The 12,077-nt window shown below is 40.5% G+C and carries 14 protein-coding genes; 2 read left to right on the top strand and 12 right to left on the bottom strand.

Annotation, left to right across the window (positions count from 1 at the left end):
• Positions 1 to 29: 29 nt before the first annotated feature.
• The 12 genes from ACK4HU_RS19495 to ACK4HU_RS19440 all read right to left on the bottom strand — a co-directional run bounded on the left by ACK4HU_RS19495 (position 30) and on the right by ACK4HU_RS19440 (position 11,145).
• The gene (locus ACK4HU_RS19495) at positions 30 to 683 is read right to left on the bottom strand and encodes a type II CAAX prenyl endopeptidase Rce1 family protein (protein WP_409809404.1); all 654 of its coding nucleotides are present in this window, start codon (positions 681 to 683) and stop codon (positions 30 to 32) included.
• 56 nt (positions 684 to 739) lie between these two features.
• Entirely contained in the window at positions 740 to 1,387 is a 648-nt protein-coding gene (locus ACK4HU_RS19490; protein ID WP_409809403.1) for a type II CAAX prenyl endopeptidase Rce1 family protein, read from the bottom strand.
• Between the two features lie 377 nt (positions 1,388 to 1,764).
• Positions 1,765 to 2,175: a hypothetical protein gene (locus ACK4HU_RS19485; protein WP_409809402.1), complete on the bottom strand. Its 411-nt coding sequence runs from the start codon at positions 2,173 to 2,175 to the stop codon at positions 1,765 to 1,767.
• A gap of 41 nt (positions 2,176 to 2,216) precedes the next feature.
• Positions 2,217 to 2,396 (bottom strand): hypothetical protein, encoded by a 180-nt coding sequence (locus tag ACK4HU_RS19480; protein WP_409809401.1) that lies wholly within the window; start codon positions 2,394 to 2,396, stop codon positions 2,217 to 2,219.
• Positions 2,397 to 2,406: 10 nt separating this feature from the next.
• Complete coding sequence (locus ACK4HU_RS19475; protein ID WP_409809400.1) at positions 2,407 to 2,598, bottom strand: class IIb bacteriocin, lactobin A/cerein 7B family; 192 nt, start codon at positions 2,596 to 2,598, stop codon at positions 2,407 to 2,409.
• A gap of 100 nt (positions 2,599 to 2,698) precedes the next feature.
• The gene (locus tag ACK4HU_RS19470) at positions 2,699 to 3,034 is read right to left on the bottom strand and encodes an HTH domain-containing protein (protein ID WP_409809399.1); all 336 of its coding nucleotides are present in this window, start codon (positions 3,032 to 3,034) and stop codon (positions 2,699 to 2,701) included.
• A 101-nt stretch (positions 3,035 to 3,135) separates the two neighbouring features.
• Complete coding sequence (locus ACK4HU_RS19465) at positions 3,136 to 5,286, bottom strand: peptidase domain-containing ABC transporter (RefSeq protein ID WP_409809398.1); 2,151 nt, start codon at positions 5,284 to 5,286, stop codon at positions 3,136 to 3,138.
• Positions 5,287 to 5,298: 12 nt separating this feature from the next.
• Positions 5,299 to 6,471 (bottom strand): HlyD family secretion protein, encoded by a 1,173-nt coding sequence (locus ACK4HU_RS19460; protein WP_409809397.1) that lies wholly within the window; start codon positions 6,469 to 6,471, stop codon positions 5,299 to 5,301.
• Between the two features lie 883 nt (positions 6,472 to 7,354).
• Positions 7,355 to 9,061 carry an amidohydrolase gene (locus ACK4HU_RS19455; protein WP_409809396.1) on the bottom strand — a complete coding sequence of 569 codons (1,707 nt, stop codon included), beginning with the start codon at positions 9,059 to 9,061 and terminating at the stop codon, positions 7,355 to 7,357.
• A 221-nt stretch (positions 9,062 to 9,282) separates the two neighbouring features.
• Entirely contained in the window at positions 9,283 to 10,113 is an 831-nt protein-coding gene (locus ACK4HU_RS19450; RefSeq protein ID WP_409809395.1) for a hypothetical protein, read from the bottom strand.
• Entirely contained in the window at positions 10,106 to 10,519 is a 414-nt protein-coding gene (locus tag ACK4HU_RS19445; protein ID WP_409809394.1) for a T9SS type A sorting domain-containing protein, read from the bottom strand. The genes ACK4HU_RS19450 and ACK4HU_RS19445 overlap by 8 nt, the downstream gene beginning before the upstream one ends.
• A gap of 95 nt (positions 10,520 to 10,614) precedes the next feature.
• Positions 10,615 to 11,145 carry a hypothetical protein gene (locus ACK4HU_RS19440; protein ID WP_409809393.1) on the bottom strand — a complete coding sequence of 177 codons (531 nt, stop codon included), beginning with the start codon at positions 11,143 to 11,145 and terminating at the stop codon, positions 10,615 to 10,617.
• Between the two features lie 266 nt (positions 11,146 to 11,411).
• Between ACK4HU_RS19440 and ACK4HU_RS19435 the strand changes: the two genes are divergently transcribed.
• Complete coding sequence (locus ACK4HU_RS19435) at positions 11,412 to 11,588, top strand: type II toxin-antitoxin system ParD family antitoxin (RefSeq protein WP_409809392.1); 177 nt, start codon at positions 11,412 to 11,414, stop codon at positions 11,586 to 11,588.
• Positions 11,589 to 11,653: 65 nt separating this feature from the next.
• Positions 11,654 to 11,953, top strand: coding sequence for a type II toxin-antitoxin system RelE/ParE family toxin (locus ACK4HU_RS19430; protein ID WP_409809391.1), 300 nt, complete (start codon positions 11,654 to 11,656; stop codon positions 11,951 to 11,953).
• The last annotated feature ends 124 nt before the right edge of the window (positions 11,954 to 12,077 follow it).

The following is a 12,077-nucleotide window of genomic DNA, read 5'->3' as shown; positions in this document are numbered from 1 at the left end:
TCGATTTTTAAATTAATCAAAACGAGTCTTTATGTCAATCCTTCATAAAAATAAACCGCCGGAATGATCAGTACTGCATTATACACCCCATGAAAGATGATGGCCCATTTCATCCCATGATTCAATCGGATATAACTCAATACCAAACCCACCACAAACTGTGCTCCTACCATAAAGGGTACCCAATAAAAGTATTTGCCATAATCAAAATCGGTAAAGTTACCCATATGAACTAAGGCAAATAAGGCAGAGGAAATCCAGATTACATACTTCAGATTTGGTGGATTTCCTTTACTCACTCGGTATGTCAAGAAAAACAAGTACATCCAAATCAATACGACTGGCCACCATACCTCGCTTAACATAAGAACCGAAAGCCCAATTCCCCACCAAATAGAAGATATTTTCAAGTCAAGATGAAGTCGGAATATGGGTTCCTCCAATAGTGGAGCCAGGAAAATAACTGCAATGGCTACCACCCATTTGTTGTCTTTAAGCAATTCCTCCAGTTTATGGTCAAACTGATCCATACCTGCTGCTTCTAAAATCAAAGCGTAAGGGATGATGATTGCCAAGGTCAAAATTAGTAAGATCAGAAAGGTATTTGGTTTAATGGGGGAATAAGCTTCAGGGAGAAAGGGGGACTTGAGGAAGGAGAGGAGGTTGTTTGCGATGTCTTTCATTAAAAGCTGATTATTTTGAATGATTTTATAGGAATTAAATCCGGTCTATTATTTTATTAAGGGGAATTTGCCAATTGGTAAATAATAAAGGGAAAGAGATTCCATAAAAAGTGAAGAAAAATAGAGAAATAAATGTCCTTTTTAAAAAATAAGTAAGAGTATATTAGTCCGCTTAAAAATCTTGGGGTAAAAATATAAATGTAAGATAATATATCTTCATACGAATAGGAAAGATCCTTATAGGCTAGATGGGAGACGCCAAAAATGAAGGCAGAGATATATACAAAAATAAAATTATTTGATTGCTTTTTCAAGCTAGATATTAAAATTAAAATTAAAAAATATGAAATTAAGAATAATAGAAACCAAATTTGATCATAAAAAATTATGCAAGTTGCAATTAAAGATAAGGTGATATTTTTCAGTTTCAAATTTAAGTGAAATCTGCAAATAATTTCTTCTATAATGGGTGCTAATATAAGGAAATTAATTAAATCCTTGAAAAAACCTTGTCTATTAAGTCCTTTTATATTTCCATCAATCCTTAAATCGAATAGAAACAAATTAAGTAAAGCAAATAATAAATAAAATCCATATTTCAATATGTAGAGATTAATAAGTAATTTAATGTTTGATCCAATAGATTCTTCAGATACTCTACCTGTAGTCAAAAAAAGGAAAATATCCTGGATTTGGTTAATCATAATTTATCGGGGTCTAGGGTAACCATCGTCAGAAACTTTGATACATTTAATTGATAGTCTTAATAGCATTAGCTCCGATTTCAACAACATTGATTTCTACTGCAGAGCAAAAAGACAGGTCGTAACAGTGGTTAAAAAACGGTAATTGTGGCTCGCAAATTCCTCCACATGTAAGGGCAGTACATTTTTTATAAAGGAGCGGCATGAGTAACAGCCATTATCAATGTTACGCCATAAAAAAGTAGTTGTCTAGTCATATTTTGGGACCTTTCCTTCCCCACTGTCCATCTCCATTAGATTTGTACTTAACTCTTTTATAAGTAAGTTATTTGAAATTAGAAATTTGATTTAGAATACCCCTATCGGTGGTCTCGACTTTATCTTAAATTATTATTATTATTATCAGATTCATTTTTACGCCCTTTAATATCAAGGTAATAAATAATAACAAAACCAAATACATAGTAAATTATATCCTTAAAATCATATGTGCCAATAGACTTAAAAAAATAAGACAAAACCTCTTGAATAATATATAATAATAAGATTGCGATTGCTAAATTCTTTGATTCAAGATAGGACATTTTTTTTTTCGAAATTGCAAGATAAACGATCATTATTGAAATCATACCTGAGCCACTATCGGCTAATCCAAAATCATTAAATTCATATTTAGCTTTGATAGGCCTATAATAGTTTATTAATAAGAAAGAAATAATGAAAAGCGAAAAAATTAGACAAATTCGTTTGTAATTATTTTTAACCATGATGTATGATAAAACAATCACTGAAAAACAGAATTTTCAGTGATTGTGAGCCTTTATATAAGTTATTTACTATGAAACTGGGGATCCGTTAATGTGCCATTATTTGCTGCTAATCGGCAGGAGATATCCCAAACTCTAGCTACATATCCAACTGCTCCCCATAGGGCTTCCCCTATTTCACTTAGGCCACCACCGTGTACGTCTATGAGTTCCTTTTCCTTCAATTCTTGAAATTTATTCATTTTTTTAAATTTATAAGTTTGCATATTTTTCAAGTTCGCCTGCTTTATCCCAACCACTTTTCATTGCATCAATTGTTGCTCCAGGATTTAATAATGCCTCAACAGCAAGACTTACTACCACGACTCCAGCTAAGGCTATCCATGTTAATCCCCCATTTACTTCCTGCATCTCCTCGATGCTCAGTTCTTTAAACTTTTCCATCAGTTCGTTTTGTTTTCGTTTTCCTGACCTTTTACAGGAGTCAGATTACCTCATCACAGCACGATCTTGATCTTTAGCTAGCATTGATCTTGATGGCTGATCATGAAGCTAACTTAGTTTCGCTCCGTGCAAAAAAACAGCACGGAAAAATATTTTCTAAAATTTTTCCACCATTTATTTCCTTACTGACGTCTTCCTCCAAAACTTGGAATTGGAATACAATTTCAAGCTCCTTTCCATTATTGAAAATAAAACTATTTGTTTTTCTAGAATAGACAATATCCATCCCATAATCTTTCAAAAATTCAAGATAGGAATATAATTGCCTCCTACTCAGTCCCAATCGCTCGGCAAGTTCCTCCGGACTTCCTGTTCGCTTTTCCTTAACAAGCTTATTTAATAGCTGTAAGCGCTCGATTTGCTTGATAAATTCCATGGCTCGTTTCCTTAAAAGTTTAAAATTAATCTTTTCTCTAACTAACTGATATACATATGCCTATTCCTCTATCTTGAAACTTGATACCAGCTACTTGCTACTTAAAGCAGTACTAACTGCTTTCGGATCATCTGAAAGTATTTCCCTTCTTTTTCGATTAATTCCGCGTGATTACCTTCCTCGACCAGCTTCCCCTTATCCAGCACGTACAGTCTGTCAAACTCTTGTACGGCTGCCAGTCGATGGGTAATGAAGATGATAGTTTTCCCTTCAGTAGCCAGCATACGGATGGCCTGCTGTACAAACTGCTCCGAGTCCGGATCCAGGGAGGATGTGGCCTCATCTAGGATCAAGATTTCGGGATCCCGGTACAAGGCTCTTGCGATGGCGATTCGCTGCTTTTGTCCTCCGGACAGCGAGGCTCCATTTTCTCCCAAGTAAGTCCCAAATCCATTGGGCAGACTCTCCACAAAATCCATCATCCCCAGCCGATGACAAATATGCACTACTCGCTGCATATCGGGTTGATAATCTCCCAAGGCGATATTCTCCAGTACATTCCCGGCAAATAGATCTATTCGCTGTGGCACCACGGATACGATCCGCCTGAGGGAGGTATTGTCCACAAACTTGATGTCGTGCTCCCCGATGTAGATATTCCCGGATTGGAGGGGGTAGAGGTTTTGAAGGAGGGAAACCAGTGTGCTTTTCCCGGATCCGCTCTCCCCGATGACTCCGGAGATCTTTCCCTTGGGAAATGCCAGCGAAAGGCCTTCGAACACATTTGCCCGAGATCCATAGCGAAACGAAACTTCACGAAAAGTTATGTCACCTACATCTGATTTTTTGATGGGAAAAGTCTCATCCGATCGCTCCACCTCCAAGTCCATGATTTCAAAGAGGCGGTCAGCCGCAATCAGGGCGTTTTGAATAGTTTTGTTCATCCCGATCAGACTGGAAATGGGTCCGGTCAAGTACCCGGTCAAGGCGTAAAATGACATCAATTCTCCGGGAGTAATCTCGTTTTGCAGGACATAGCCTGCACCTACCCAGAGAAGGATAATCGTAAACAACCTGGATACCGCTTCGGAAGAGGTTCCAGAGAAAACACTGTTTAGCCCTGACTGATATACCGTCCGAAGCAAGGCGATGAACCGCATCTCGGTCTTGATATTGGCGTGATCCTCTGCGCCAAAGCGCTTGATGGTACCTGCCGAGGTAATGGATTCGACGAGTTGGGATTCGAGTTCGGCGGACTCTTCCATGAGCCTTCGTTCCACTTTCTTGTTGAGTCGATTGGATATCCAATAAATGACCGCATACAGTGGAATCAGCAGCAGCATGACCAAGGCCAGCTTCCAGTAGAAGGTAAACATCAGCGCAAACGAAAACAGGATGATGAATACATTGACCAAAAAACTGATGGAAACATCATTGATAAAGGCCCGGATTTTTACCGCATCGTTGATCCGGGAGATAATCTCTCCGACTCGCATTGTGTCAAAAAACCGTTGAGGCAAGGACAGCAGGTGCTTGTAATAACCCAAAATTAATCGGGCATCAATTCGCTGCCCGACTTTGATGATGAATAGTGTTTTGAAGGTTCCGATGAATAATTGAAAGACCAACAGCACAATCATCGCCACCGAAAGAAGATTCAGCAGATTAGTATTTCTACCGATAAATACATGATCGATGATCTTTTGGACATAGATTGAGGTAGACAGTCCCAGGACTGTATAGACTACAGCTCCAAGCAAGGATTGGATCATGACGCTACGGTGCGGACGAACCAAAAACCAAAACCTGGACCAAGTGCCTACTTTTTGATTCAATGCCTGAAATTCCTCATTGGGCATCAGGAGGACGAGAACACCTGTCCACATTTCCTTAAATGCTTCAGGGGTCACCTTATGGATCTGTCCATCGCCCGGATCCATGTATTCCACCTGCCTGTCAGTGACTTTGTACAACACCACATAGTGGTGCAGGACTTTTTTCACGATGACATGGGCGATGACCGGCATGGGAACATCCAGCAAAGCACCGAATTCCCCTCGGACTCCTTTGGCCGAAAAGCCCATTTTTGTCGCAGCTTCGATCAGGCCCAAGACATTGGTGCCTTTCTGGTCAGTAGAGGCCATCTGCCGAATCTTCGCTACGGGTAACTCCAGCCTGTAGAATGCGGCTACCGAAGCCAGACAAGCTGCCCCACAATCCGTAATATCGCGTTGTTTGATTTTGATGCTCATTGGATTAAAAAATTAGGATGATTTTGAAAGTGAAGGATTGAGCCAATTATCCACTTTGTCATAAAGCAGTTGGAAAAGCGAACGCCTCGCTACCACAAATCGGGCATTGAAGGTCATGCCTTTACGAATCTCACCTTTTTGCCCACTGGGAAGCTTCATGATCAGGGAGTCCAATTTACAAGTCACTAAAAACCCAGCTTCTTTTTCAGATACCAAGGAAAGGTCATTAGCGATTTCCACCACCCTGCCAGTTGCGACTCCCCACTGATTGTAATTGTAGGCATCGACTTGAAATTTAACTTCCTGCCCCAATTCCAGAAAAGCAATATCCACCGGAGAGAGGTAAGTCACGGCCATCAGTTCCGAGTCAGGTGAAATCTCAGCCAATTTTAGGTTGGGATAGACAAAATCACCCGCATTCAAATTCAGGACGTTCATTAGAGTTCCTGAAGTCCCAGCTATGATTTTATATTGATCCATTTGCTCCAGAGCTACTTCGAGTTGATTGATGAGTCGGTCGCGTTCGTTGCTATGATTGATCAGTTCCTGTCCCCATTGATTTAGGCGTTGCTTTTTGAGTAATTCCAGCTGTGTGCTTGCCTGTTGGTATTGGACTTGGACCTCGTCGAATTCAGCAAAGGCAATTGATTTACTGTCAAAGAGACTCTTTGCTCGCTGGAAATCCCGATCCAGCTTTTGGAGCACCATTTCATGATTGAGAAGTTGAGACTGAAATTCTAACCAAGCGGCTTGGTATAAGCTGGATTTCAGGGTTGGATTAGGCTTTTCCTCGTAGGATTGAAATTTGATCAGAATCCTCAAATCCCTGATAAAACTCTGCAATAGAGCAAGTCGATTTTCAAGCCCTTTCATTTCTAAGTTCAATTGTTCACCTCGGATCAGTGCGAGGACTTCACCTTTTTCCACTTTCTGATTTTCGGAAAGGTTCCAAGACTCAAGTCGGCCGCCTGTGGCAATCTGTACTGGATTTCGCTGAAGGGCTGACTGAAAAGTGCCTCTAGTCTGCACGGCTACATCCACCACAATCAGCGGCAGAGACATCGCGATCACAAGAATTAACCCTAAACAGGTCAGGTAAATCACCTTCGACCGAATACTGATCCTTGAATCAAACACCTCGACAGTGTTATTAAGAATAGCCGATGGGAAAATTTTATTCTCCATTAGTTAAAAAATCAAGGGTTAGATCATCTGGATATCGTACTAGACCAACCGGTCTATGGATCCACTTTGATAGGCTACCTATTGAATCCGACTTTTCGTGATTTTCCTTAATTTCAGGCAGGATAGCTTTTGCCCAGGAGTTATTAAAATTTGATGTGATTTTTTGGTTTGGCTCGATGTGGTCACCGCATCCCTCCAATAGCAAGCTGGCTATTAGAAATAACCCTGTTGCATAAAGCGCAATCAATCCAAAAATTCTCATAAAAAATTACGTTTAGGTAAAAAAAAGGACTTATTATATCTAATAACTAAAAGAAAAATAAAAAAAGCAAGAAATGGTTTGGCTCAATTAATTCTTTGATAAATCCTAAAACAAATAAAATTAAAATTTACCAAATTTTCTTTTAATGCAATAAAACCTCATTGATAATTCAGAATTTAGTTTCAAAAATCAGCGAAAATCTTAAATCAAATTTTTTCTTGATTCTTTTGAAATTTTATTTTATCTGAATCATAAGCCTAGCTTATAAGGGAATTATAGGGTGGTCGGACCTTTGAGGTTTTCCAAAACCTCGAAGGTCTTGTCAATTTATAGCTCACCGAATTTCATACTAACTGTGGCGCTCTGACTTTTAATTACTTTCAAATAACGTCGCAAGACATTCAACAAGTTTGAAAAAAAAGACCTGACCAGCTTTCGATACCGGACAGGTCTATGATTTTTTCAGCCTATCTGCTGTAGGTAAACTTTCTGACTTCAGCTCTTTAACTTTAGATTAAGACTGCTTCGTGCCTCGCAGTGACGGGTACCAACTGCCTACTGAGACTGAAAACTGCCTTCGACTCCCTGCCTACCGGACAGGCTGGCGCTCAGGCTGACACTCTACTGCCTACTGAACACTACTTTCCCTCCCACCACAGTCATCTCCACTTTAGCATTCAATATATCATTTTCAGGGATTTTCATAATGTCCTTGTCGAAAACGGTGAAATCAGCGGCTTTTCCAACTTCAATAGAACCTTTGAAATCTTCCTCAAACTCGGCGAATGCTCCATCCAAAGTATAAGATTTAAGCGCTTGCGCACGTGTCATTTTTTGCTCGGCTTCGTAACCACCTTCCGGTAGTCCTTGAAGAGTTTTGCGGGAAACAGAAGCAAAGAAAGAAGGAATCGGATCCACGGGTTCTACCGGAGCATCGGTTCCGTTGGTCACTACGGCGCCGGTTTGCATGAGTGTTTGCCATACATATGCACCGTCGATGATGCGTTTTTCTCCCAAGCGATTTATCGCCCAAGGTCGGTCCGAACTTAAATGAATCGCCTGCATGGCTGCTATCACGCCAAGCTGACCAAATCTTGGGATATCATCCGGATGCAAATGCTGTGCATGCTCGATACGGAACCGGTGGTCTTTTGCCTCCGGATTTTTGGCCAAGGCAGCCTCAAATCTGTCCAAAATCTCCTGATTGGCGCGGTCACCAATGGCATGAGCCGCAACTTGGAAACCCAATGGAAGTGCTTTCTCAGAAACCTCTGTTACTACCGACATCGGCAAAGTCTCATGTCCTCGATGACCAGGCTTGTCGGCATAATCTTCCAAAAGCCAAGCTCCCCAAGGGCCAAGTGCACCATCACAGTTCAACTTGATGGACCGAACAGTTACCATGTGATCCGGATCGATCATAGGACCTTTTTTGTACCAAGCCTCCAATAGCTCCGGCTGACGGCCGGAAAGCATAATGTATTGGCGGGCTGTAAGTTTTCCTTCTTTTTTAAATTTCTCCAATAAATCAATTACATCCTGTCCACTTCCTGCATCATGGAATGAAGTGATTCCTTTTTCTGCGAGTTCTTGAAGTGCCAAAGCCAAAGCTTCTTCAGCTCGTTCTGGAGTTTCCGCAGGAATCAATTTGCTCACCAAAGTGGATGCGCGCTCCACCAAAACTCCGGTTGGATTTCCTAAGTCATCGCGAAGGACTTCCCCGCCTTGTACTTCCTGCGTTGGTTTTTCGCTCCGCAAAGGAGTGATTCCTGCAAGCTCCATCGCTTTTTTGTTCACAAAAGAAGCGTGGCCTGAAGCATGAGCGAGATAGACAGGATTGTTTGGAGTGACTTCACTTAATGCATCGTGAGTTTGGAAGCCTTTGACGGTCTTATCGGGCATTTGTAGCCACTTGTCCTGATGCCAGCCGCGACCGGTGATCCAGTCGCCGGGTTTTGCCTTTGCTGCTGCTTCTGCGACTTTCTCGATGAGTTCATCGTAAGTTTTGACGTACATCAGGTCGATTTCCAACTTGTTGTAGCCGATTCCCATGAGGTGAGCGTGGGATTCTACAAGACCGGGAGTCATGGTTTTCCCACTTAGATCGATTACTTCGGTGGATTCGCCCACGTAGGCTTGGATTTCTTCTGAAGTGCCAACGGCGAGGATTAATCCGTCTTTGACAGCGACGGCTTCAGCTTTGGGATTGGCTTCGTCCACGGTGTAGACGATTCCATTGATAAAGACTGAGTCGGCGGGATTTTCGGGGCCGGATTTGCAAGCCCAAGCAAAAAGCGCTGCGAAAATGAATAAGTTGATGTTCTTCATTGGATTTATTATTCTGTTTCGAAGCTAGATGTTTTAAGGGATTGGGGCAAGTGGGATTATTTGGAAGGCAGAAAGCTCAATTTAGAAATCTTAAAAAATGCCCTCCCCTAAATAGTATTGGCTGTTAGCCTTAACATTCGTTTTAAAATTCCTTCGCGTAACAATAAGCCAGAGGTTCTTCTATTGAGCATTTGAGAATCACTCATTTAATTCGATCCTTCTTATTCCTTTCCTGTAAAACGATAAGAAATGCCAAATTGAACTGCTAGATTTCTATATCGAATTTCATCCTGAATTTCATACAAGATAGATGCGGCAAGGGTATTGGTCCAATAGTCATGAGGATGGTCAGAACGAAGATAGGTGGCTGCAAGGTTCATATTGAGCTTTTGAGACAGTGAGTAGGTGAGTTTGGTTTCTAATCCATAAGCAAATTCCCTGAGATTAGTCGGTACAGGCCCGTCAACAGGAAATGGCCTTAGAGGAATAGACGTGGTCTCGGAGATCTGATAGGTCCAGGAATAAAAAGGAAACTCCAGGTTATTCATCCCTGCTAATCCAGTAAACCGAACTTCCAGGCGATTAATAGGCAAACGATACCCTACTCCTATGTAAAAAAGACTAGCGCGATAAGGGTCACTTTCCAATCTTCCCGGAACTTCAAATGGGACTCCATTTAAATCGATTTCGGATTTAAAATTGGCGTCGTAATAGATTTGTTGTGGATGGGTATCTATGGTATGCTGAGTTTTAAGATAATTTAGGCTTATAAAAACCGAAGGAGTGAGATGATAGGTCAGGTTTAGTCCCAGGCTGTAGCCCAATTCTGCTTGCCCTCCTTCATTTTTGAGAAATCCCTGAAATCTCTCAGGAATAGAGCCCGGTGGGACAGGTTCTAAGGATGGAGCTATAGAAATTTCTTTAAAATGACCAACTGGCACAGCCAATCCTCCGGAGAAACCTAATTCAATTTTTTCGAAGATTTTTGTTTGAGAAAAAGCTTCTGAATTCAGTAATGAGAGGGATAGTATTAATATAAAAACCTTATTCATTTTTCATCAATCTAGATTCCAAAACTATATCCTCACCTATTCTTATTCTGACGAGGTATTCTCCCTTTGGAAGATTTTGGATGTCCACTTTTTCATCAGCAGTGATCTTAAATTCAAGAATTTTACTGCTCATTGATAGAGGAATGATCTCCAAATCCATGGATTCCTTATAGTCGCTATTAATGCTGATGGTAGAACTACTAGGGTTAGGGTAGAGGCTGAAGTTACCATAATTATAATAAGTAACATTTCTAACTGCCAAGGTATCGTTCCCAGCACTGCGCGCATATATTCTAAAAGAAACATAGTTGCCAGATTGCATCGTAAAATGCATCTGATTGGTATGTGCCCAAAAAGGGAGATTTCCTTGGTATCTCTCCCAGACTACATTGTTTATCCCTGCCATAGATAGGTAGGTGGATACATTTCCAGAAGGTACCTGATTTCCATTTCCCAAAGTATGATTGGTTGAGTTGGACGTGGTATAGGTTCCCGAAATGGTTACTGCAGGGACAATACATAATATTTATCAGGTTCAGTTTTACCTGCATTTTGCAGTTCATAAAGAGTGGAATCGAAATCGTGCCGGATTACCGGGCTTTCAGTACCATACTTTGAAATAAATTTAGGGTTAAAAGTGGTGTTTCGGTCTCTAACCAAGGAATGGGGGCCTGGAAAACTTCCGAATACTTGGGTAATTACATCCACATTCGAGAGACTTTGACCGCAAACTTGGATATATTTATTTGAGTTTTGAAAATAATATCTGTCTGTAAAACCAGCAGATGAGGTGTAGGATGTTTTTACATTTACGATTCCGGGATTAATAGAATTCAAGGAGGAACCTTGGGTAAATCCATCTTCCCAATAGGCGGCTGCAAATCCATGGCAGATAAAATCTCCACAATTGGACGAAAGTCTTTCGGTGCCAAATTGGCTTCCAACTTTCCAAAATCCATCGTCCCCGCAGCTCTGTGAAATACCTTCTAATGCGAAGAAGAATAATAGGTTAAGTAAAAATAACTTCTTCATAAAATTGAATTTTCATCTAACTTAAGAACTGACTTTTAAATAGTCAAGCTTTTCACTAATTTTTAATTATTAAACTGATTCTTCCTTTGGTTTTTTCTTAGCGCCTTTGGTGTTCTGTGAGGGGATTCAATGGATTTTACTCGGGTGGATGGCAGGTTCATAGAAAATTTCGATCACTATAAGTAGAAAGAAGGCAGAATTCGAAAGTCAGAAAGCAGAACTAGTTTGGACTACCAATTTTTGGTAACTTAGAGAAAAAAGAAAAAATGGGACGCAACACATCAGTTTCATTGGGAGATTACTTTGAAAGTTTCGTGGACAGTAAAGTCTCGGAAGGAAGATTTTCGAGTGCCAGCGAGGTCATTCGTGCGGGCTTACGATTGCTTGAGGAGGAGGAAAACAAGGTTTTAGCCTTAAAAAAATGCTATTCAAGAAGGAATTGAAAGTGGAATTGTAGAAGGTTTTGATCCCCAGAAACATCTGGAATCGCTGAAAGCAAAAAAAAGGAATGGGTAGCTATTTTTTGTCCCAAAAAGCGATTGACGACTTATCTGCAATTTGGGAATACACTTTTGAAACTTGGTCAGAACATCAAGCAGACTCCTACTATTTTACTTTGGTTGAGGATTGCCAAAAGCTTGCTGATAAATCCTATTTGGAAAGAAATTACCCTGAAATAAGGGCTGATATTTTTGGTTATAAATCAGGTGAACATTTGATTTTTTATAGAAAATTGGACCAACCCAACATCGAAGAAATCCGGATTTTACACGCTCGAATGGATTTGAAAATAAGAATTTTGGAGTAAATCAAATAAGTTATTGACCTGCGATTTTTGAAAATCTGTGTACATCTGGTGCGCCACGAGGCGTGTGTGTTATAAATTAACTTAAAAACCTAGGAAGATGAAAGTTCTTTCCAGCCAAATTTGC

This window comes from Algoriphagus sp. (genome assembly GCF_046296635.1).
In the GTDB taxonomy this organism is placed as follows: Bacteria; Bacteroidota; Bacteroidia; order Cytophagales; family Cyclobacteriaceae; genus Algoriphagus.
Note: the sequence above shows the minus strand (reverse complement) of the source record. Positions and strands in the feature narration are given on the sequence as shown.